The 20,632-nt window shown below is 67.4% G+C and carries 18 protein-coding genes and 2 pseudogenes; 11 read left to right on the top strand and 9 right to left on the bottom strand.

Annotated elements, in window-relative coordinates; genetic code table 11:
* The first annotated feature begins 82 nt into the window (after positions 1–82).
* Together IEY89_RS28935 and IEY89_RS28930 are read left to right on the top strand one after the other, a co-directional pair.
* Positions 83–2,839 (top strand): transglycosylase domain-containing protein, encoded by a 2,757-nt coding sequence (locus tag IEY89_RS28935; protein ID WP_189150462.1) that lies wholly within the window; start codon positions 83–85, stop codon positions 2,837–2,839.
* A gap of 151 nt (positions 2,840–2,990) precedes the next feature.
* Positions 2,991–4,499, top strand: coding sequence for a glycosyltransferase family 87 protein (locus IEY89_RS28930; RefSeq protein ID WP_189150461.1), 1,509 nt, complete (start codon positions 2,991–2,993; stop codon positions 4,497–4,499).
* A gap of 80 nt (positions 4,500–4,579) precedes the next feature.
* Here IEY89_RS28930 and IEY89_RS28925 read toward each other — a convergent pair whose 3' ends face one another.
* The 3 genes from IEY89_RS28925 to IEY89_RS28915 form a co-directional block, all read right to left on the bottom strand.
* Positions 4,580–5,614: an alanine racemase gene (locus IEY89_RS28925; RefSeq protein WP_189150460.1), complete on the bottom strand. Its 1,035-nt coding sequence runs from the start codon at positions 5,612–5,614 to the stop codon at positions 4,580–4,582.
* 66 nt (positions 5,615–5,680) lie between these two features.
* Positions 5,681–6,802, bottom strand: coding sequence for a peptidoglycan bridge formation glycyltransferase FemX (gene femX / locus IEY89_RS28920; RefSeq protein WP_189150459.1), 1,122 nt, complete (start codon positions 6,800–6,802; stop codon positions 5,681–5,683).
* Positions 6,803–6,952: 150 nt separating this feature from the next.
* Positions 6,953–7,267, bottom strand: a complete 315-nt coding sequence (locus tag IEY89_RS28915) for a hypothetical protein (protein WP_189150458.1) — start codon at positions 7,265–7,267, stop codon at positions 6,953–6,955.
* Between the two features lie 264 nt (positions 7,268–7,531).
* Between IEY89_RS28915 and rpsF the strand changes: the two genes are divergently transcribed.
* The 4 genes from rpsF (at position 7,532) to rplI (ending at position 9,271) form a co-directional block, all read left to right on the top strand.
* Positions 7,532–7,822 carry a 30S ribosomal protein S6 gene (rpsF, locus tag IEY89_RS28910; RefSeq protein WP_146481131.1) on the top strand — a complete coding sequence of 97 codons (291 nt, stop codon included), beginning with the start codon at positions 7,532–7,534 and terminating at the stop codon, positions 7,820–7,822.
* An 80-nt stretch (positions 7,823–7,902) separates the two neighbouring features.
* Positions 7,903–8,511, top strand: coding sequence for a single-stranded DNA-binding protein (locus IEY89_RS28905; protein ID WP_189150457.1), 609 nt, complete (start codon positions 7,903–7,905; stop codon positions 8,509–8,511).
* 58 nt (positions 8,512–8,569) lie between these two features.
* Positions 8,570–8,806, top strand: coding sequence for a 30S ribosomal protein S18 (gene rpsR / locus IEY89_RS28900; RefSeq protein ID WP_006381652.1), 237 nt, complete (start codon positions 8,570–8,572; stop codon positions 8,804–8,806).
* A gap of 18 nt (positions 8,807–8,824) precedes the next feature.
* Complete coding sequence (gene rplI, locus IEY89_RS28895) at positions 8,825–9,271, top strand: 50S ribosomal protein L9 (protein WP_189150456.1); 447 nt, start codon at positions 8,825–8,827, stop codon at positions 9,269–9,271.
* Between the two features lie 227 nt (positions 9,272–9,498).
* Here the strand turns inward: rplI and IEY89_RS28890 are convergent, their stop codons facing one another.
* Positions 9,499–10,836, bottom strand: coding sequence for an MATE family efflux transporter (locus IEY89_RS28890; RefSeq protein ID WP_189150455.1), 1,338 nt, complete (start codon positions 10,834–10,836; stop codon positions 9,499–9,501).
* 459 nt (positions 10,837–11,295) lie between these two features.
* Here IEY89_RS28890 and dnaB point away from each other — a divergent pair, with 459 nt between their 5' ends.
* Positions 11,296–12,771, top strand: coding sequence for a replicative DNA helicase (gene dnaB / locus IEY89_RS28885; protein ID WP_189150454.1), 1,476 nt, complete (start codon positions 11,296–11,298; stop codon positions 12,769–12,771).
* A 109-nt stretch (positions 12,772–12,880) separates the two neighbouring features.
* Here dnaB and IEY89_RS28880 read toward each other — a convergent pair whose 3' ends face one another.
* Entirely contained in the window at positions 12,881–13,447 is a 567-nt protein-coding gene (locus tag IEY89_RS28880; protein WP_189150453.1) for a dihydrofolate reductase family protein, read from the bottom strand.
* Positions 13,448–13,779: 332 nt separating this feature from the next.
* Here IEY89_RS28880 and IEY89_RS28875 point away from each other — a divergent pair, with 332 nt between their 5' ends.
* Positions 13,780–15,165, top strand: a complete 1,386-nt coding sequence (locus IEY89_RS28875; protein ID WP_189150452.1) for a serine hydrolase domain-containing protein — start codon at positions 13,780–13,782, stop codon at positions 15,163–15,165.
* 58 nt (positions 15,166–15,223) lie between these two features.
* Here IEY89_RS28875 and IEY89_RS28870 read toward each other — a convergent pair whose 3' ends face one another.
* Together IEY89_RS28870 and IEY89_RS28865 are read right to left on the bottom strand one after the other, a co-directional pair.
* Entirely contained in the window at positions 15,224–15,676 is a 453-nt protein-coding gene (locus tag IEY89_RS28870; protein WP_189150451.1) for a GNAT family N-acetyltransferase, read from the bottom strand.
* 9 nt (positions 15,677–15,685) lie between these two features.
* Positions 15,686–16,145 (bottom strand): annotated as a pseudogene (locus IEY89_RS28865) (MarR family winged helix-turn-helix transcriptional regulator).
* A 5-nt stretch (positions 16,146–16,150) separates the two neighbouring features.
* Between IEY89_RS28865 and IEY89_RS40990 the strand changes: the two are divergent.
* Positions 16,151–16,290, top strand: a pseudogene (locus IEY89_RS40990) (MFS transporter); the annotation flags it as partial.
* A 10-nt stretch (positions 16,291–16,300) separates the two neighbouring features.
* On the opposite strand, the gene IEY89_RS28860 reads toward IEY89_RS40990, so the two are convergent.
* The gene (locus tag IEY89_RS28860; RefSeq protein ID WP_189150450.1) at positions 16,301–17,167 is read right to left on the bottom strand and encodes a GNAT family N-acetyltransferase; all 867 of its coding nucleotides are present in this window, start codon (positions 17,165–17,167) and stop codon (positions 16,301–16,303) included.
* Between the two features lie 162 nt (positions 17,168–17,329).
* On the opposite strand from IEY89_RS28860, the gene IEY89_RS28855 reads away from it, so the two are divergent.
* Both IEY89_RS28855 and IEY89_RS28850 read left to right on the top strand, forming a co-directional pair.
* A complete protein-coding gene (locus IEY89_RS28855) occupies positions 17,330–17,962 on the top strand; it encodes an HAD family hydrolase (RefSeq protein WP_189150449.1) in 633 nt (210 codons plus the stop codon).
* 415 nt (positions 17,963–18,377) lie between these two features.
* Positions 18,378–20,084: a globin domain-containing protein gene (locus tag IEY89_RS28850; protein WP_189150448.1), complete on the top strand. Its 1,707-nt coding sequence runs from the start codon at positions 18,378–18,380 to the stop codon at positions 20,082–20,084.
* A 15-nt stretch (positions 20,085–20,099) separates the two neighbouring features.
* Here IEY89_RS28850 and IEY89_RS28845 read toward each other — a convergent pair whose 3' ends face one another.
* A complete protein-coding gene (locus IEY89_RS28845) occupies positions 20,100–20,582 on the bottom strand; it encodes an NUDIX domain-containing protein (protein WP_189150447.1) in 483 nt (160 codons plus the stop codon).
* Between the last annotated feature and the right edge of the window lie 50 nt (positions 20,583–20,632).

The raw sequence follows: 20,632 nt of genomic DNA, 5'->3' as shown, positions 1-20,632 counted from the left end.
GCATCCGTACTTTGGGGGGACCGGAAACCAGCCGCCGTTTCCAGGCGCGCACGGGTGCGCCTGCCCAAGGAGTAATCGTTCGATGAGCGAGCACCGTCGCAAACCGCCGCAGCCGCAGGGAGGCGGACGTGCCGCGGCCCGACGCGGCCAGTCCGGCTCGTCCTCCGGCCGCCGCGCGGCACCGCGGGGCGCAACCGAGTCTCCTTCCGACTCCTATGGATCGGATTCCTATGGGTTGGGTCCATACGGAGCGGAAGGTGACGAGCGCCAGTCCGGAGGCCGCGCCGAATCCCGGCGCGCCTCGCAGAGAAGTACTGGCGGGCGTCGCAGAGTGCCCGAGGGCGGTGGCGGCGGGCGCCGCGGCGGTCCCAACGGCCCGAACGGGCCAGGGCGCGGCAGAGGCCGTACGGCCGGCCCCCCGCCCAAGAAGCGCTTCATCGACTACCCGCGCGCGGGCAAGTACGGAGCGGCGCGCTGGATGCCGTCCTGGCGGCAGGTGACGGGACTGTTCATCGGCTTCGTCGGCAGCCTGGTGGCGGTGGCCGGCATCGGCTACGCCCTGGTGGGCGTGCCGGATGTCGCGAAGGCCGCCAATGCCCAGAACAACGTCTACTACTGGGCCGACGGCAGCCAGATGGTGGCGACCGGTGGTGAGACGAACCGTCAGATCATCGGCTACGAGAAGATCCCCGCGTCGATGCGGTACGCCGTGATGTCGGCCGAGAACAAGACGTTCGAGACCGACAGCGGTATCGACCCGATGGGCATCGGCCGAGCCCTGTTCAACATGGCCAAGGGCGGTCAGACGCAGGGTGGTTCGACGATCACCCAGCAGTACGTGAAGAACGCCCGCCTGGACGACCAGTCGCAGACGCTCACGCGGAAGTTCAAGGAGCTGTTCATCTCCATCAAGGTCGGCACCAATGTCTCCAAAGAGGAGATCATGGCCGGCTACCTGAACACCGCGTACTACGGCCGTGACTCCTACGGTCTGCAAGCAGCTGCCCGCGCGTACTTCAACAAGGATGCCGAGGATCTGGACGCCAGTGAGTGCGCTTTCCTGGCCGCGGTGCTGAAGGGCGCCACGTACTACGACCCCGCCGGCAACGTGAACGTCGACGCCGTGAACGCCAAGCCTGAGCTCAACCGCAAGCGGGCCGTGGAGCGGTGGAGGTGGATCCTCGACGAGGAGGTCAGGGACGGGCGCATGACCGCAGCGGAGCGCGCCAAGTACACGACCTTCCCGAAGACCCAGAACCCGCGTTCCAACACCGCGCTGAGCGGTCAGGTCGGTTATCTCGTCGACCTCGCCAAGGGCTACCTCATCAACAACACCGACAAGACCGGGATCACCGCCGACCAACTGCAGCAGGGCGGCTACTCGATCTACACGACCTTCGACAAGAAGAAGGTCCAGGCGCTGGAGAAGGCGGTCACGAAGGTCCAGAAGGCGAACATCGATGAGAAGAAGAGGCCGGACACCGACAAGTACGTCCAGTTCGGTGGGGCCTCTGTCGACCCGACGACGGGCGCGATCAAGGCCTCCTACGGCGGTGTGGACGCGACCAAGCACTTCACCAACAACGCCGACACGACGGGCGCCCAGGTGGGCTCGACGTTCAAGACGTTCGTCCTCGCCGCCGCGATGAAATGGGGCGTGCGAGATCCGGATCTCGGGGCCACACAGGCACAGGACGAGCGGACCCAGGTTTCCCCGGAGAGCATCTACAGCGGCAAGAACAAGCTGAAGATCAAGAACTACGACAACACCATTTGGAGGGACAAGGACGACAAGGAGTGGCTGCAGCGCAACGACGGCGACGAGTCGTACAACGCGCCCAGCTTCCGGATCGACCTGCGTGAGGCGATGCGGGTCTCCTCCAACTCCGCCTACGTCCAGCTCGGCATGGACGTCGGTCTGGACAAGGTCAGGGAGTCCGCCACCGACGCGGGCATCCTCGACAGCAGCCTCGCGAGTGCTGACTTCCCGTCGTTCTCGATCGGCACTTCCAGCCCGAGCGCGATCCGCATGGCCGGCGCCTACGCGACCTTTGCGGCCAGCGGCAAGCAGAGGACCCCGTACTCAGTCGAGACGGTCACGAACAAGGACGGCACGATCTTCGAGCACGAGAAGATCGCCAACGCCAAGCAGGTGTTCACCGCCCAGGTCGCCGACAACGTCACCGACGTCCTCAAGACCGTGGTCGACGACGGAACGGGTACGGCGGCCCAACTGTCCGGTCGTGACGTGGCCGGCAAGACCGGTACCACCGACGGCAACAAGTCGGCCTGGTTCGTCGGCTACACCCCGCAGCTGTCCACCGCGATCAGCATGTTCCGGATGGACGACGACGAGACCAAGAAGAACCGCGAGTTCCTGGAGATGTACGGCACGGGTGGCCAGGAGAAGATCCACGGCGCCTCGTTCCCGGCCGAGATCTGGCAGGACTACATGGAACAGGCGCTCAAGGGTGCGCCGGTGAAGGACTTCCCGACTCCCGAGCCCTACGGCGAGGTCGTCGACAAGGATCCGCTGCCGAGCCCGACGCCCACTGTCACCGAGTCGGAGGAAGTGGAGCCGACGCCGAGCCCGACGCCCACCGAGGAAGAAGTCGAGCCTTCCCCTTCGCCCTCACCGAGCGAGACCTGCGGCACCTTCGACGTCACCTGCGAAGACACCGGAGGGACGGATACCGGCGGCACGGACGAAGGCTCTACCGACGGCGGAGTGACATCCAGTCCGACACCCACGGAGAGCGACGAAGAAAGCAACGGCAGCGGCACCGGCAACGCGAACGGCAGCGGCAGCGGCACCGGCAACGGCGGCATCTTCGGCTGACCGGCCCGTTGGCCGACAGCGCCCGGTGCGGGTGTTTCACGTGAAACACCGATCCGATTCACGCTGTTTCACGTGAAACATGGGGCCGTCGCACCGACCAGGTGCGGCGGCCCCCGGCGTATTCCTAGGTGCGTACGGCAGGATGTGGCCCATGCCCAGTGCAGAGACGACGCAAGCGAGCGTGCGCGAGCCGGACCCGGTACGGCCGACCAAGGACGACGAGATCGCCGTAGCCGGCAGTGAGCTGATCGGCGGCCCCATCGGGCGGCGGGCCCTGCTGGGGACGTCCTGGTGGACTCCGGTACGAGTGGTCGCGCTCGTGGCGATCGGCATGTTCGCCCTCGGCCTGGTCCAGAAGGCGCCCTGCTACAACGGCGGCTGGTTCTTCGGGGCCGGCACGCAGTACACGCACGCCTGCTACTCCGACATTCCGCACCTCTACCAGGGCCGCGGATTCGCCGACGGACTCGTGCCGTACTTCGACAAGATCTCCGGCGACATGGAGTACCTCGAATACCCGGTGCTGACCGGCGTGTTCATGGAGGTGGCCGCCTGGCTCACGCCCGCCAGCGGGACCATCCAGCACCAGGAACAGTGGTACTGGTTCGTCAACGCCGGGATGCTGATGGTGTGCGCGGTGATCATCGCCGTATGCGTGTCACGCACGCACACGCGGCGTCCCTGGGACGGTCTGCTGGTCGCGCTGGCGCCTGCCTTCGCGCTCACCGCCACGATCAACTGGGACCTGCTGGCGGTCGCTCTGACGGCCGCTGCGATGCTGATGTGGTCTCGTGGCCGGTCACTCGCCTTCGGTGTCCTGCTGGGGCTCGCCACGGCCGCCAAGCTCTATCCCTTCCTGCTTCTGGGGCCCCTGTTCCTGCTGTGCTGGCGCGCAGGCAAGTGGCGGCCGTTCGGCAAGGCGCTGGGAGGAGCCGTGGTCGCCTGGGTCGCGGTGAACCTTCCGGTGATGGTCTTCGCCTTCGACGGCTGGTCGAAGTTCTACCGGTTCAGCCAGGAACGGGGCGTCGACTTCGGTTCCTTCTGGCTGGTCCTCGCCCAGCACTCGGACAATCCGTTCACCACTGAGACCGTCAACACCTTTGCGATGCTCCTGATGCTGGCCTCGGCCGCGGGCATCGCGGCACTCACGCTGACCGCCCCGCGTCGTCCGCGCTTCGCCCAGCTCGCCTTCCTGATCGTCGCGGCGTTCATCCTCACCAACAAGGTCTACTCGCCCCAGTACGTCCTGTGGCTGATCCCCCTCGCCGTTCTGGCCCGCCCGAAATGGCGGGACTTCCTCATCTGGCAGGCGTGCGAGGTCGCGTACTTCCTGGGCATCTGGATGTACCTCGCCTACACGACCAGCGGTGACGCCCACAAGGGCCTGCCCACCGAGGGCTACCAATTCGTCATCGGTGTCCACCTGGTGGGCACGCTGTACCTGTGCGCTGTGGTCGTCCGGGACATCCTCATGCCAGAGCGGGACGTGGTGCGCCGGGCCGGCGACGACGATCCGTCAGGGGGCGTGCTCGACGGCGCGCAGGACGTCTTCGTGCTCGGCCCTGCGGCCCATCCGCCGAGGCACGCCGCGCACGTCGACGTACCGCAGGTGGAGTGGGGCAGCCAGCGGATGCGGGAGGACGACGACCGTTCGCTCTGAGCGAACACGCGTCGAGAAGGCACTGCGAAGGGCCGTACACGGACTCCCTGTACGGCCCTTCGCACACCCCGACCAGCTGGTCAGCGGTCGACGATCCGGTCGAACTGCGTGGTGGTGTGCCGCAGATGGGCCACCAGTTCCTCGCCGACCTTCGGCTCCTTGGCGTCCGCCGAGGGCACGAAGAGGATCGAGACCTGCATGTGCGGCGGCTCGGCGAACCAGCGTTGCTTGCCGTCCCAGACGAACGGGGCGAGATTTCGGTTGACCGTGGCGAGGCCGGCGCGGGCGACGCCCTTCGCGCGCGGCATGACGCCGTGCAGGGCCTTGGGGGCCTCCAGACCCACCCCGTGCGACGTACCGCCTGCCACGACCACCAGATAGCCGTCCGAAGCCGCTTTCTGCTGCCGGTAGCCGAAGCGGTCGCCCTTGGCCACATGGGTGACGTCCAGGACCGCGCCGCGGTACTCCGTGGCGTCGTGGTCCCCCAGCCACAGCCGGGTGCCGATACGAGCGCGGAAGCGGGTCTGCGGGAACTGCTGCTGCAGTCGCGCGAGGTCCTCGGCCTTGAGGTGGCTGACGAACATGGTGTGCAACGGCAGCCTTGCCGCGCGCAGCCGGTCCATCCAGCCGATGACCTCTTCCACAGCGTCCGAGCCGTCGGTACGGTCCAGCGGCAGATGGATCGCGAAGCCTTCGAGACGCACGTCCTCTATGGCGGCGTGCAGCTGGGGCAGCTGCTGCTCGGTCACACCGTGACGCTTCATGGAGGACATGACCTCGATGACGACACGGGCGCCGACGAGGCCGTGCACCCCGTCCACCGACGACACCGAGCGGATGACGCGATCGGGCAGCGGCACGGGCTCCTCGCCCCGCCTGAAGGGCGTCAGCACCAGCAGGTCGCCGCTGAACCAGTCCTTGGTCCGCGCGGCCTCGTACGTCGTTCCGACGGCCAGGATGTCCGAGCCCAGCCGCGTGGCCTCCTCGGCCAGCCGTTCGTGCCCGAAGCCGTAGCCGTTGCCCTTGCAGACCGGGACGAGCCCCGGGAACTGCTCGGACACGTGCTTGTGGTGCGCACGCCAGCGCGCGGTGTCGACGTAGAGCGTGAGCGCCATGGCCGGGACCTGGAACCTTTCTCGTGGCTGCGGTGCATCAGTGGTGTGAACGGGAATGCCGGTACATCAGCGGCGCGACATGTAGATGTCGAGCGCCTTGTGGAGCAGCTTGTTGAGCGGGAAGTCCCACTCGCCGAGATATTCGGCAGCCTGCCCACCGGTGCCGACCTTGAACTGGATCAGCCCGAAGAGGTGGTCCGTCTCGTCGAGCGAGTCGGAGATGCCTCGCAGGTCGTAGGCGGTGGCGCCCAGTGCGTAGGCGTCGCGCAGCATCCGCCACTGCATGGCGTTCGAGGGGCGCACTTCACGCCCGATGTTGTCCGAGGCGCCGTACGAGTACCAGACGTGCCCGCCGACGATCAGCATCGTCGCGGCCGAGAGGTTCACTCCTTTGTGGCGGGCGAAGTAGAGCCGCATTCGGTTGGGGTCCTCGGTGTTGAGGGCCGTCCACATGCGCTGGAAGTACGACAGCGGGCGGGGCCGGAAGTGGTCGCGCACCGCTGTGATCTCGTACAGCCGCTGCCACTCCTCCAGGTCGTGGTAACCGCCCTGGACGACCTCGACACCGGACTTCTCGGCCTTCTTGATGTTGCGGCGCCACAGCTGGTTGAAGTTCTGGTGGACCTCTTCCAGTGAACGGTTCGCGAGCGGCACCTGGTAGACGTAACGAGGCTGTACGTCGCCGAAGCCGGCTCCGCCGTCCTCGCCCTGCTGCCAGCCCATGCGACGCAGCTTGTCGGCGACCTCGAAGGCGCGCGGCTCGATGAAGTCGGCCTCGATGTCGCGCAGCCGCTTCACGTCCGGGCTCTGGATGCCGGCCTTGATGGACGTGGCCTCCCAGCGACGGATGATCACCGGCGGGCCCATCTTCACGGAGAAGGCGCCCTGTTGCTTGAGGTGGGCCAGCATCGGCTGGATCCAGTCGTCGAGATTCGGCGCGAACCAGTTGATGACCGGGCCCTCGGGCAGATAGGCGAGATACCGCTTGATCTTGGGCAGCTGGCGGTACAGCACGAGACCCGCGCCCACCATGTCGCCCGTCCGGTCGTCGAACCACCCGAGGTTCTCGGAGCGCCACTCCGCCTTGACGTCAGCCCAGGCAGGAACCTGCATGTGGCTCGCCGACGGCAGGCTCTGGATGTACGCCAGATGCTGCTCTCGGCTGATCGTCCTCAGGGTCAAGCTCATTCGGGGCGCTCCTCGGGCTGGTGTGTCCCCATGGGTACAAGGGCTCCGGCTCTCGCGCCGAAGCCTACTGCGCCCTGCGAGCGCCTCGTCTGGCCGTATGGCACCTGTGCCCCGGCTCACCTCGGCCGGGGCACAGGGCGGTGGTCCGTGTCAGCCGATCACGCCGCCGAAGAGACCGCCGTGCGCCATGCCGAGGAAGAAGCCGATCGCTGCGGCGCCGAGGCCCAGGATCAGTCCGAAGCGTTCGCGGGTCGTCTCCGAGACGAACTGTCCGTACGCACCGGTGAGGATGCCCACCAGGCCGGTCCAGGAGCTGAGCAGATGCAGACTGTGGAACATCGCCGTGACGAGGGCGATCACTCCGAGCACCAGTGTCACAGCGAGCAGGCTGTCCTGGAGCGGATGGGGCTTGCCGTCGGTGGCGAAGAGAGATCCGGCGGTGTTGGGTCGCAATGCCTGTGCCATGTGGCACCTCCTGCGGAAGGCGGCGCATCGTAGCGCCATACACACCCGATGTGTACAGATTGACGGTCTCTGGGGCCTGATTTCAACCGGAAGCGCAGTGCGGGTACTCTGTACCGTCTGCACCGGTGTCTGCCCATGCCATGACGAGGAATCCCTATCAGGGACCTCCGACTGTCAGTGGCTGCCGATACCGTTGCGTACGCATAACAACCCTCCTGCCACGGAACGACCGTGGCCGCTGAGTCCAAAGGAGGTGGGTTCCACATGCGTCACTACGAAGTGATGGTCATCCTCGACCCCGAGCTGGAGGAGCGCGCTGTCGCCCCTCTGATCGAGAACTTCCTCTCCGTCGTCCGTGAGGGCAACGGAAAGGTCGAGAAGGTCGACACCTGGGGCCGTCGTCGTCTCTCGTACGAGATCAAGAAGAAGCCCGAGGGCATCTACTCGGTCATCGACCTGCAGGCCGAGCCTGCGGTCGTCAAGGAGCTCGACCGCCAGATGAACCTGAACGAGTCGGTCCTCCGGACCAAGGTCCTCCGCCCCGAGACCCACTGAGCCTCCCGCTCAGCTGATCTCGGGATTTCGAGTAGCAGCACCAAAAGCAGCCAGCAGCAAACCCGCCGAGAGGTTCCCCTATGGCAGGCGAGACCGTCATCACGGTCGTCGGCAATCTTGTCGATGACCCCGAGCTGCGCTTCACCCCCTCGGGTGCGGCGGTCGCGAAGTTCCGTGTCGCGTCCACCCCCCGCACTTTCGACCGGCAGACGAACGAGTGGAAGGACGGCGAAAGCCTGTTCCTGACCTGCTCGGTCTGGCGTCAGGCGGCGGAGAACGTGGCCGAGTCGCTTCAGCGAGGCATGCGCGTCATCGTGCAGGGCCGGCTGAAGCAGCGGTCCTACGAGACCACGCAGGGCGAGAAGCGCACGGTCTACGAGCTGGACGTCGACGAGGTCGGCGCCAGCCTGCGCAGCGCCACCGCCAAGGTCACCAAGGCCGCCGGCCGAGGTGGTCAGGGCGGTTACAGCGGCGGCGGCTCCGGTGGCGGTGGTGGCCAGCAGGGTGGCGGCTGGGGTGGAAACTCCGGCGGCGCTCCGCAGGGCGGCAGCGCTCCGGCTGAAGACCCCTGGGCAACGGGCGCTCCCGCTGGTGGCAACCAGGGCGGTGGCGGTGGTGGCGGCTGGGGTGGAAACTCCGGCGGCTCCGGCGGTTCCGGTGGCGGCTACTCGGACGAGCCCCCCTTCTAGGCCTTCGGGCCGAGGGGTGGGCCGTACCCACACTTCTTGATCACACAGGAGAAACACCATGGCGAAGCCGCCTGTGCGCAAGCCCAAGAAAAAGGTCTGCGCTTTCTGCAAGGACAAGGTCCAGTACGTGGACTACAAGGACACGAACATGCTGCGGAAGTTCATTTCCGACCGTGGCAAGATCCGTGCCCGCCGCGTGACCGGCAACTGCACGCAGCACCAGCGTGACGTCGCCACGGCTGTCAAGAACAGCCGTGAGATGGCGCTGCTGCCCTACACGTCCACCGCGCGATAAGGGAAGGGTGACCGACTAATGAAGATCATCCTCACCCACGAGGTCTCTGGCCTCGGTGCCGCGGGCGACGTCGTCGACGTCAAGGACGGCTACGCTCGCAACTACCTGATCCCGCGGAACTTCGCTATCCGTTGGACCAAGGGTGGCGAGAAGGACGTCGAGCAGATTCGTCGCGCTCGCAAGATCCACGAGATCCAGACCATCGAGCAGGCCAACGACATCAAGGCCCGCCTCGAAGGCGTCAAGGTCCGTCTGGCCGTCCGCTCCGGCGACGCCGGTCGTCTCTTCGGTTCCGTCACTCCGGCCGACATCGCCACGGCGATCAAGGCTTCCGGTGGCCCCGAGGTCGACAAGCGCCGCATCGAGCTGGGCGCGCCGATCAAGACGCTCGGCGCCCACGAGACGTCCGTGCGTCTGCACCCCGAGGTTGCCGCCAAGGTCAACATCGAGGTTGTCGCCGCCTAAGCGGTGTGCTCGCTGAAGCAGTTGTAGGGCCGCATCCTCTGGGGTGCGGCCCTTCTGCATGAGCGGATTCGTGGGCGTGTGGCGTAGTCAGGAAGCGATCCCCTGCTTGTGCGAGGAACTGACCACGCCGATGTTTCACGTGAAACGGCAGGAACCGGGTCGATGTTTCACGTGAAACAGGGGACGTGGAGCAGAGCGGTACGGCGCATTCGGTGCTCTCCGTGCCGTCAGCGGGTGGCGCCCGTGACCATCCAACGGCCTGAGCGGGCTCGAAGCCACAGAGTCAGCATGCGGACGATCATCATGAGCGTCATCGCTCCCCAGAGGGCGGTGAGGCCGCCGCCCAGGGTCGGCACGAACAGGGCCACCGGTGCGAAAGCGGCGAGCGTGATCAGCATTGCCCCAGCCAGGTAGGGGCCGTCGCCCGCGCCCATCAGAACGCCGTCGAGCACAAAGACGATCCCGCAGATCGGTTGGGACAGCGCGACCATGAGCAGGGCCGGCAACGCGGTGTCCTTGACCATGGCGTCGCTGGTGAACAGGGGCAGGAACAGCGGACGGCTGACGATCACCAGCAGGCCGAGCACGATTCCGGTGGCGATGCCCCACTCGACCATGCGGCGGCAGGCTTCTCGGGCGCCCCTGATGTCGTTCGCGCCGAGGTAGCGCCCGATGATGGCCTGGCCTGCGATCGCGATCGCGTCGAGCGCGAAGGCGAGCAGGCTCCAGAGGGACAGGATGATCTGGTGTGCGGCGACATCCGCGTCCCCGAGTCGGGCGGCAACGGCTGTGGCGATCATGAGGATCGCCCGCAGTGAGAGGGTGCGCACGAGAAGTGGCGCGCCCGCCTGGGCGGAGGTCCGTATCCCTTTGGGGTCGGGGCGAAGCGAGGCGCCGTGCCTGTGTGCGCCGCGGACGACGACCGTGAGATAGGCCGCCGCCATGCCCCACTGGGCGATAACGGTGCCCCAGGCGGAACCCGCGATACCGAGGTTCGCACCGTAGACGAGGCCCACGTTCAGGGCAGCGTTGGCGGCGAAGCCCGCGATGGCGACGTACAGCGGGGTTCTGGTGTCCTGGAGGCCGCGCAGAATGCCGGTGGAGGCGAGGACGACGAGCATGGCCGGGATGCCGAGCGCCGAGATCCGCAGATAGGTTGCCGCGTACGAGGCCGCGGTGTTCGAGGCGCCGAAGAGATCCACGAGTGCGGGTGCCGAGGGCAGGACGACGGCAATGACCCCGGCGCCGAGCAGGAGGGCGAGCCAGATGCCGTCCACACCCTGGCGGATGGCGGCCTGGAGATCGCCCGCGCCGACGCGTCGGGCGACGGCGGCCGTGGTGGCGTACGCGAGGAAGACGAAGACACTGACCGCTGTGGTGAGCAGGACAGAGGCGATGCCGAGACCGGCGAGTTGTGCTGTGCCGAGGTGGCCGATGATCGCGCTGTCGGCCATGACGAAGAGGGGCTCGGCGGTGAGTGCGCCGAAGGCAGGGACAGCCAGTGCGACGATCTCTCGGTCGTGCCGACGTCGCGTAGCCCTGGGGTCAGCGGGAGCCTGTGTCATGACCACCAATCTAATCTTCCACAGGTAAGAGATGCAATGTGCTTGTGACCATTACCTGCCCTCTTGGGGGACGCGTCGCGGTGTGCCGCTTGTGGAGATCTTGGCCTGATGCGGAAAGTTTTTCTTCTGCACAGCCGGTGGACGGGAAAGTCGCTGGTCAGCAGGGGTGCATCGAAAGCCGCGAAAGCTTGTTCACAGGGCTGTCCACCGGGTCGTGCACAGGTTTTGCGGAGTTCTCCACAGCATCCGGGCCGTCGTCCACATGGCCTGTGGATAACCAGATTGGCTGACGGTGCCGACGGGCCTACGGTGGTGCGGCGCCCACTCCGTCTCCCAGCCTCGGAAACGTCACAAAACCGACGCGCCGGAACCGGAGTTGGGCGTCTTATTTGTCAGTGCCGTGCCGTAGAAAAGAGGGGCACGGCGAGGTCCGCTCGGCGGACGGGAGGAGGTCGCTCGGTGAGTATTTCCGAGCCCTTGGACGATCCGTGGGCCGACAGCGGTCCCAGTGATCGTCTGCCCCCCTCCCGACAGCGCCGCGAAAGGGGCCGGGGCCGCGACGAACAGCACGACCGCGGCAGCGAAAACGGCGCCTGGGAAAGCGAGAGCACGTCGTTCGAGCGCGTCCCGCCCCAGGACCTCGACGCCGAGCAGTCCGTGCTCGGCGGCATGCTCCTGTCCAAGGACGCGATCGCCGACGTCGTCGAGGTACTCAAGGGCCACGACTTCTACCGGCCCGCGCACGAGATCGTCTACGGGGCGATCCTCGATCTCTACGCGAAGGGCGAGCCGGCCGACCCCATCACGGTTGCGGCCGAACTCACCAGGCGGGGCGAGATCACCAAGGTCGGCGGTGCTCCCTATCTGCATGCGCTGGTGCAGACGGTGCCGACGGCGGCGAACGCCGAGTACTACGCGGAGATCGTGCACGAGCGCGCGGTTCTGCGACGGTTGGTCGAGGCCGGAACCCGCATCACCCAGATGGGATACGCGGCCGACGGAGACGTCGACGAGATCGTCAACAGCGCCCAGGCCGAGATCTACGCGGTCACCGAGCAGCGCACCACGGAGGACTATCTGCCGCTCGGCGACATCATGGAGGGTGCCCTCGACGAGATCGAGGCGATCGGTTCACGTTCGGGGGAGATGACCGGTGTGCCGACCGGGTTCACCGACCTCGACCAGCTCACCAACGGCCTGCACCCCGGTCAGATGATCATCATCGCGGCTCGCCCCGCCATGGGTAAGTCGACGCTGGCGCTGGACTTCGCTCGTGCGTGCTCGATCAAGCACAACATGCCGAGCGTGATCTTCTCCCTCGAAATGGGCCGCAACGAGATTGCCATGCGTCTGCTGTCCGCCGAGGCACGCGTGGCCCTTCACCACATGCGCTCCGGCACGATGACCGACGAGGACTGGACGCGGCTCGCTCGCCGCATGCCGGACGTCTCGGCCGCGCCGCTGTACATCGACGACTCCCCCAACCTGTCGATGATGGAGATCCGGGCCAAGTGCCGCCGCCTCAAGCAGCGCGCGGACCTGAAACTCGTCGTCATCGACTACCTCCAGCTGATGCAGTCCGGCGGCAAGCGTTCCGAGAGCCGCCAGCAGGAGGTCTCCGACATGTCGCGAAACCTGAAGCTCCTGGCCAAGGAACTGGAGCTGCCGGTGATCGCGCTGTCGCAGCTGAACCGTGGTCCCGAGCAGCGTACGGACAAGAAACCCATGGTCTCCGACCTGCGTGAGTCCGGCTCGATCGAGCAGGACGCCGACATGGTGATCCTGCTGCACCGCGAGGACGCGTACGAGAAGGAGTCTCCACGCGCGGGCGAGGCGGACATCATCGTCGGCAAGCACCGAAACGGCCCGACGGCGACGATCACGGTTGCCTTCCAGGGGCACTATTCGCGGTTCGTGGACATGGCCCAGACGTGACGTGGTGGTGCCTTGCAGGGTCTCGCGGCTGATGTCGTCATCCCACGGGCCGTGTCGTACCGATGTCGTATACGACATCACCGTGGGACCAGCCTGTGGGTGCTGCTGCTCAGCGCCTCGTCTCGTACCTGGTCAGGACCACGCCGCCGGGCAACGTCCGCGTCTCCACCAGGTTCAGGTTCACCCAGCTGTCCAGCGCGGTGAAGAACGGCGTGCCGCTGCCCACCAGGACCGGATGGGCGGCGATCGCGTACTCGTCGATCAGCCCTGCGCGCATGGCCGCCCCGGCGAGCGTTGCGCCGCCGATGTTCATCGGGCCGCCGTCCTCGGCCTTGAGCCGGGTGATCTCGGCGATCGCGTCGCCGGTGACCAGGCGGGTGTTCCAGTCGACCTTGTCGATCGTCGAGGAGAACACCACCTTCGGTGTGTCCCGCCAGTTCCGCGCGAACTCGATCTCCGCCGGGGTGGCGCCCGGCTGCTGGTCGCCGGTCGGCCAGTAGGAGCTCATCGTCTCCCACAGCTTGCGCCCATACAGCGACAGGCCACTCGCCTGCTCGTGGTCGAGCCACCACTGGAACAGCTCGTCGCTCGGCGGTCCGCCCCAGCTGATGTCGTCGCCGGCCGCGGTGATGTAGCCGTCCAGGGTCAGGTTCATGCCGTAGACCAGTTTCCGCATGGCTCAACCTTCCGTTCGTGGGTGTCCGGTGTATAGACCAGCGCGGCGAGGGAAACTCATCGGTGCACGAGCTGGGCTCTCCGGTAGCCCTCGTGCTCGGGGCTCGGCGAGGTGTACTCGGCCGAATCGGACAAGCCGCCTGATCTCGACCTCGCCCCTGCGAGGAAATGCCACGGATTTCAGACTGATCATGGGTGACATGGCCGTGAGACAGCCAAGAACGCCCAGGTCACGCAAGATCGACAGGTCACGAGCGGCGAGGCCCTGCATGCCTCCCACGGTGGAGGGGAAATGCGCTCGACGCAACGCAGCGCGACCGATGAACTTGCCCCATGACAACACCACAGGACGAGCTTCTTCCCGGCACGCGGCGGGCGTTGCTGCATCGGATCGCTGTTGCCCAGAGCGCAGGGCGGGCACCGTCGTTGGTCGCGGCGGTGGTTCGAGGCGGAGAGATGGTCTGGACGGGGGCGCGAACCTCGGTGGAGGGCCATGCGCCCGATGCCAACGTGCAGTACCGGATCGGTTCGATCACCAAGACCTTCACCGCCGTACTGGTGATGCGGTTGCGCGACGAGGGGCTCCTCGATCTCGTCGATCCGCTGGAGAAACATCTGCCGGGTACCGGCGCGGGGGAGGCCACCATCGCCGAACTGCTCGCGCATACGGGTGGGTTGGCGGCCGAGTCGCCGGCGCCCTGGTGGGAGCGGACACCTGGATCACTGCGACCCGAGTTGGCCGACGTACTCGGGGAGCGTCCATTGCTGCATCCTGTGGGTCGACGCCACCACTACTCGAACCCTGGCTACAGCGTTCTCGGCGCTCTGGTCGAGGAGTTGCGCGGTGCTCCGTGGGAGGACGTGCTGCGGCGTGAGGTACTCCAACCCCTCGGGCTGGAGCGGACCAGCGGGCACCCGCAGGCGCCGCACGCGGGTGGCTGGGCAGTGCATCCCTGGGCCGATGTGCTGCTGCCGGAGCCGACGGAGGACCTCGGACGGATGGCGCCGGCCGGCCAGCTCTGGTCCACCGCAGGAGACTTGGCGCGCTTCGCCGCCTTCCTGGCCAAGGGGGACGACCGGGTGCTGAGCGCTGCGTCCGTTGCGGAGATGCGCACGCCGGCGGCTCCGGCCGAAACGGAGGATGTGGCCGCCGGTTCGGCGTACGGCCTCGGTATGCAGGTTCAGTACCGGGACGGCCGGCTGCTGGTGGGGCACGGAGGATCGCTGCCCGGCTTCCTGGCGAGCCTCACCATCGGCGTGGCGGACGACCTCGCGGCTGTCGTCCTGGCCAACTGCACCTCTGGTTTGCTGGTGTCCGCGGTCGCCGCCGACCTCGTGCAGATCGTCGCGGAGGCCGAGCCGCGGATTCCGGAGCCATGGCGCCCGTTGCCCGAAGTCGACAGGTCCGTATTGGAGTTGGCGGGTCCTTGGTACTGGGGGACTGCCCCTTATGCCCTGCGGCTGTCGGTCGACGGGGGTGTCTCGCTGGGGCCCTTGGTCGGCATCGGCCGCCGCTCGCGCTTCAAGTCGAACGGTGACGGCACCTGGACGGGCCTCGACGGTTACTTCGCCGGAGAGCTTCTGCGGGCCGTACGGCGGCCGAACGGGGCCGTGGACCACCTGGACCTCGGGTCGTTCGTCTTCGTGCGTCAGCCGTACGACGAGGGGGCGTCCGTGCCGGGTGGGGTGGATCCGGAAGGGTGGCGAGGGATCAAGTAGGCACCGACTGCGCGGAAGCGTCATGTTTCACGTGAAACATGACGCTTCTTCCGAGTGTTCAGAGCTGGAGTTTGAAGCCGACGTGTGAAGGCGTGAAGCCGAGCCGTTCGTAGAAACGGTGGGCGTCCGTGCGTGTGACGTCCGAGGTCAGCTGAACCAACTGGCAGTTCTCCCGGCGCGACCTGTCGATCGCCCACTCGATGAGCCGACCACCGAGGCCGCTGCCGCGTTCGGCGGCGTGGACGCGCACACCCTCGATGATCGACCGGGTCGCGCCCTTGCGGGACAGCCCCGGAACGATGGTGAGCTGGAGCGTGCCGACCACGCGCCCCTCACGGACCGCGACGACCAGGTGCTGGTTCGGGTCGGCGGTCAGACGGGCCAGTGCGGTCAGATACGGGGTCAAGTCGTCCGGTGACTCCCGCTGCGCGCCCAGCCGGTCGTCGGCGAGCATGCCGACGACCGAGGGAAGGTCCTCCGCGGTCGCGGGCCGTATCTCAAGATCTCCCATGGCCGCACCCTACGTGGGGAGGTTCACCGACTCCACGACCCGGACCAGCGGAGCCCGCTCCGGATTCTTCGCCGCCTCGTCGAGAGCCTCGCGCAGGGCGATGTCATTTGGTGGGACGTGCCTCGTCGAGGAGCCTGAGGCCTGCCTCGCTGACGTTGGTGTAGATCCCGCGGCGGTCCGTGGGGCACAGGTAGCGGGCCAACAGCCCGCGGTCCTCGAGTCTGGTGACCAGTCGTGTCGTGGCGCCCTGGCTGAGGACGACCGCGTCGGCGACCGCCTTCATCTGCAGATGGCGGCCCACGCCGTCGTGCTGTCGGCTGAGGACTTCCAGCAGCGAGTACTCGCGCACACTCAGCCCGTGCTTGCTCTGCAGGGCGCGCTCAATGTGCGCCTCGACCTTCCGTGCAGCAAGGAAAGGGCGCACCAGCCCTGGGAGAGGGCGGGTGAGTGCGGGGTCCGTCGCCGGCATTGGCTGTCGCGAGCGACTTCGGGGTCTCCATCCCGACCGCCGGAGTTCCCGTGACCGGCTATGCGCTCGGTGTCGTGGTCGGGGCCCCGGTCATGTCCGCCGTCGTACCAAGGTCTCCCGTAAACGGATGCTCATGCTGCTCTTGGACCGCAGCCTCAGCCTGCGGCGACGGTCAGAGGCGCGAACCGCCGCGTCCAGTCACCCGGCAGTTCGGGGATGCCGTGCGTCATCACCGCGTTGAAGCTCAGCGGCGCCAGTCCGCGCTCCTTCACCCATGCCAGCAGTTCTCCGTGCCGTACATCGATGTCCGTGCGCAGCGGACGGTCGGTGTGGGCCGCGAGTGAGGCGAGGAGCGCTTTCGCCGCCTCCGTGTCGCGGGCGATCAGTGGACCGACGACATGGGTCTCCATGTTGGGCCAGGCCGCCGCGTAGCCGATGATCCGGCCGTTCTCCTCGGCGACGCGCAACTGGTCGGAGAAGGCGGGCAGCCGAGTGATGATGGGTGTGCGGTCGGTGCCGAACACCTCCTCGTCGAGCCGGAGGATGTCGGCGAGATCCTCGGCCGTGGCCGCGCGCGTGCCGACTTCGGGCTCCGGCCCGTGCGGCGTGAAGTGGCCGCGCACCATCTCGGCCTTGCCAATGACCTTGAAGCCGAGTTCTTCGTAGAGCGGGCGGCCGTTCGGGGTGGCGTGCAGTGTCAGAGGCGTGGTGCCCATCGCGGCGACCACGTGCTGCATCAGCCGCTTCCCGACGCCCTGGCGGGCATGCCGCTCGGCGACCAGCACCATGCCGATGGCTCCCAACTCGGGGTATCCGTACGGTCCGTACTCGGTGACGACGCAAGCGGTGACCAGTCCGCCGCCCGGGTCATCGATGCCGTAACCCTTTCCGGCCGTGAGCAGGAGACCCCACTTGTGCTCTTCACGGGGCCAGCCCCGGTCCTCGGACAGGTCGGCGCAGGCGGTGAGATCACGACGCGTCAGGCGGCGGATGGGCAGATCGACAGGAGAAGGAGTCGGCACGCAGGTCAGGCTGTCCGACCGGCGCCCCCGGCGTCCACCTGTTTGTGGTCGGACGTACGCACTTTTGGCCATGTCGTGCCCGACCGTACAGCGCGCGGACAGATGTTTCACGTGAAACGGTGAGCATCGGTCATCGGGCGCCAGGCCCTAGCCTCGGCGCTCATGACGCGACTGCATCTCTTCGACCTCGACGGAACGCTGCTGCACGGCTCAGCCGCCCCCGTCGAGATATCCCGGCAACTTGGGCTCGACCGCGAAATCGCCGAGTTGGAGCGGGACTTCGTGACTCGACGTGTCGAGCCTGCGGAGTACGCGCGGCGCGTGCACTTTCTCTGGGCGGAGCTGACCGTTGCCCATGTCGACGCGGCCTTCGCGGAAGCGCCCTGGCTGCGGCGGATCAGGGAGACATGGGACGAGATCCGGGGCCGGGGGGAGTACTGCGCCGTTGTCTCTCTGTCACCCTCGTTCTTTGTCGAACGGCTGACAGGGTGGGGCGCACATGCGGCGCACGGCTCGCGCTTCCCGGCGGTGCCCTTCACGGAGCCGCTGGATCCCACCGGAATCCTCACGTCGGCGGCCAAGGTAGGGATCGCGGACCGGCTCTGCGGGCAGTTCGGTCTGACCCGGGCGGACTGTGTCGCGTACGGCGATTCGCTCTCCGACGCGGAGCTCTTCGAGGTGGTGCCGGTCTCTGTCGCGGTCAACGCCGACCGTCATCTGGCGGGCCTCGCGACCCATACCTACGCGGGGCAGGATTTGTGGGATGCCTATGAATTGGTGTGCGGCGCCCGGTAGTTGAGGGAATTGATGGTTCGCCCCCTTACTCGTCAGCGGTGAATAAGGGTGGGACTTGTGCGCTCGGCGACGGCCGGTATGGTCGACTCCGGTTCCTGCCCGTAACCGGGGTGCGTATCCCGGGCACGCGGCAAGAGCAGGGCAATGCAGCCTAACGGGACGGAGAGATCGAAGACTCGCATTTCCGGTTACGCGGCGGAGGTGTTCGTCCATGGTGGGACGCTGCGGTGAGGGGACTGCGGCCAAGGTCACACTCTGGCGCTCCTTGTCCGCGTGGAGTGGTAATCCGGGTTGAATGCGGCCGCATTGGACAGGGGGCGAACGGGGAAAGCAAGCCGTCAGCGGGGGAACGCGAGCACATTCCGACCTAGGAAGTGCGCAGACCGACCGAAAGATGTTCGAGGCGAGGCAGACCATGGACGCTCCGACCACCACGTCGGCCGACAACGGCACGTCCGGCGGCAGCGGCGGGGGCGGCTGGTTCAAGCCGCGCAAGCAGCCGGAAACGCCCCCGGGCGGCGGGCAGGAGGCAACGGAGGGCACGGCCAGTCGGCTGGCCGCCCTGCGTCCCGTGGGCCGGCCCGCTACGGGCGCCGCCACGAGTTCCTCGTCGGACGCCAACGCCCGTCCGGCCGGGGGCGAACCTTCGCCGGAGCGGGAACGAATACCCGAGCCGTCGCCCCCCGAGCCCCCGGCGATGCCTCCGACTCCCGCGCCCTTGCCTCCCCTGCCCCTCGTTCCCGCGTCACCGCTTCCCGCGCCCTTCACCCCCGCGCCTGCGGCCACCGAGACCCCGGTCCGCCCGCCCTTCACTCCGCCGGCCCCAGCTTCCGTACCGCCGGATTCCGGCACCTCGGCAGGCGCACCCGAGCCCGCTCCCCCCGTCCGCCCGGTGCCGGCCCTCGCGGCCACTCCCTCCGAGGCTTCCCGCACACCTCCCGCGCCGTACTCCGAGCCGCCCGTGCCCGTGCAGCTGCCCGCTCCGGCTTCCGAGCCGCTCCAGCAGGCGTCCCCCGACGCAGTGCTCATCCGGCGGACCATGGAAGTGGTCGGTCCTGTCGCCGACAAGGCCACCTCGTACTTCTACGCGCTCCTCTTCGTTCGTCATCCCGAACTGCGTTCACTCTTCCCGGCCGCGATGGACACCCAGCGGGACCGGCTGCTCAAGGCACTGCTCACCGCCGCCGAACACATCGACAACACCGAGGTCCTAGTCGCGTATCTGAAGAACCTCGGCCGCGGCCACCGCAAGTACGGCACCCGGCCCGAGCACTACCCGGCCGTCGGCGAGTGCCTCATCGGCTCGCTGAGCCGGTACGCCGCCGCGATCTGGGACCAGGAGACCGAGGCGGCGTGGGTACGGGCGTACACGACGATGTCGCAGGTCATGATCGACGCTGCGGCCGTCGACGAACTGCGCGCTCCGGCCTGGTGGCACGGGGAGGTGGTGTCGCACGATCTCAGGACCCCGGACATCGCCGTCATCACCGTCCGGCCCGACCAGCCGTACCCGTTCCTCGCCGGGCAGTACGCGAGCCTGGAGACACCGTGGTGGCCCCGCATCTGGCGGCACTACTCCTTCGCGTCGGCGCCCCGCTCCGACGGTCTGCTGTCCTTCCATGTGAAGGCGGTGCCCGCGGGCTGGGTCTCCAACGCACTGGTGCACCGTGCCCGACCCGGCGACATCGTCCGGCTGGGCCCGCCCGCCGGCACGATGACCGTCGACCACACCACCGACAGCGGCCTGCTCTGTCTGGGCGGCGGCACCGGTATCGCGCCCATCAAGGCGCTGGTCGAGGACGTCGCCGAGCACGGTGACCGGCGGCGGGTCGAGGTGTTCTACGGTGCCCGTACTGATCTCGACCTGTACGACATCGACACCATGCTGCGGCTCCAGCAGAGCCATCCCTGGCTGTCGGTACGCGCGGTCATAGACCAGCAGGCGAATCTCCAGCTCCCCGACGCTGTACGGGAGTACGGGCCCTGGTACGAGTACGACGCTTATCTGTCGGGCCCGCCCGGGATGATCCGCAGCGGTGTGGACGCGTTGCTGCGTGCCGGTATCCCCGCGGAGCGGATCCGCCACGACTCGGTGGAGGAACTGGTCGTCACCGGGAACTGACCCGGCTGCGCGCTGTCAGCCCAAGTCGGGCGCGTGCATCGCCCGTACGCCCTCGATGTTCCCGTCCAGATAGTGGCGCAGCGACAGCGGCACGAGATGGACGGAGGCGATGCCGACCCGGGTGAAGGGGATGCGGACGATCTCGTACTCGCCGCAGGGCTGGTCGACTTCGGGGCCGTGTCGCAGCGAGAGGTCCATGCTCTCCAGACGGCAGACGAAGAAGTGCTGCACCTTCACGCCTGTGGCGCCGCCGTCCGCGCCGATGTGCTCGACGGTGTCCACGAAGCAGGGCACCACGTCGGTGATCTTGGCACCCAGCTCTTCGTGCACTTCACGGTGCAGGGCGTCGACGACCGTCGTGTCGTCCGGTTCGACCCCGCCGCCCGGAGTGAGCCAGTAGGGATCGACACTCGGCTTGGTCCGCTTGATGAGGATCAGATCGTCGCCATCGAGCAGGATGGCGCGTGCGGTGCGCTTGACCACAGGTCGGACGGTCATGGGAGAAATGTGGCCCGGCTGGTTCCACGTGAAACATCTCGGCTCCCCAC

It is taken from the genome of Streptomyces lacrimifluminis (genome assembly GCF_014646095.1).
GTDB classification, from domain to species: Bacteria; Actinomycetota; Actinomycetes; order Streptomycetales; family Streptomycetaceae; genus Streptomyces; species Streptomyces lacrimifluminis.
The sequence above is the reverse complement of the archived record's forward strand: the minus strand, read 5'-3'. Positions and strand labels throughout refer to the sequence as shown.

Bases quoted from the DNA above. Each gene is read 5' to 3' on its own strand.
- IEY89_RS28935 (WP_189150462.1), top strand. From the start codon at position 83: ATGAGCGAGCACCGTCGCAAACCGCCGCAGCCGCAGGGAGGCGGACGT.
- IEY89_RS28930 (WP_189150461.1), top strand. From the start codon at position 2,991: ATGCCCAGTGCAGAGACGACGCAAGCGAGCGTGCGCGAGCCGGACCCG.
- IEY89_RS28925 (WP_189150460.1), bottom strand. From the start codon at position 5,614: ATGGCGCTCACGCTCTACGTCGACACCGCGCGCTGGCGTGCGCACCAC.
- femX (WP_189150459.1), bottom strand. From the start codon at position 6,802: ATGAGCTTGACCCTGAGGACGATCAGCCGAGAGCAGCATCTGGCGTAC.
- IEY89_RS28915 (WP_189150458.1), bottom strand. From the start codon at position 7,267: ATGGCACAGGCATTGCGACCCAACACCGCCGGATCTCTCTTCGCCACC.
- rpsF (WP_146481131.1), top strand. From the start codon at position 7,532: ATGCGTCACTACGAAGTGATGGTCATCCTCGACCCCGAGCTGGAGGAG.
- IEY89_RS28905 (WP_189150457.1), top strand. From the start codon at position 7,903: ATGGCAGGCGAGACCGTCATCACGGTCGTCGGCAATCTTGTCGATGAC.
- rpsR (WP_006381652.1), top strand. From the start codon at position 8,570: ATGGCGAAGCCGCCTGTGCGCAAGCCCAAGAAAAAGGTCTGCGCTTTC.
- rplI (WP_189150456.1), top strand. From the start codon at position 8,825: ATGAAGATCATCCTCACCCACGAGGTCTCTGGCCTCGGTGCCGCGGGC.
- IEY89_RS28890 (WP_189150455.1), bottom strand. From the start codon at position 10,836: ATGACACAGGCTCCCGCTGACCCCAGGGCTACGCGACGTCGGCACGAC.
- IEY89_RS28880 (WP_189150453.1), bottom strand. From the start codon at position 13,447: ATGCGGAAACTGGTCTACGGCATGAACCTGACCCTGGACGGCTACATC.
- IEY89_RS28875 (WP_189150452.1), top strand. From the start codon at position 13,780: ATGACAACACCACAGGACGAGCTTCTTCCCGGCACGCGGCGGGCGTTG.
- IEY89_RS28870 (WP_189150451.1), bottom strand. From the start codon at position 15,676: ATGGGAGATCTTGAGATACGGCCCGCGACCGCGGAGGACCTTCCCTCG.
- IEY89_RS28855 (WP_189150449.1), top strand. From the start codon at position 17,330: ATGACGCGACTGCATCTCTTCGACCTCGACGGAACGCTGCTGCACGGC.
- IEY89_RS28850 (WP_189150448.1), top strand. From the start codon at position 18,378: ATGGACGCTCCGACCACCACGTCGGCCGACAACGGCACGTCCGGCGGC.
- IEY89_RS28845 (WP_189150447.1), bottom strand. From the start codon at position 20,582: ATGACCGTCCGACCTGTGGTCAAGCGCACCGCACGCGCCATCCTGCTC.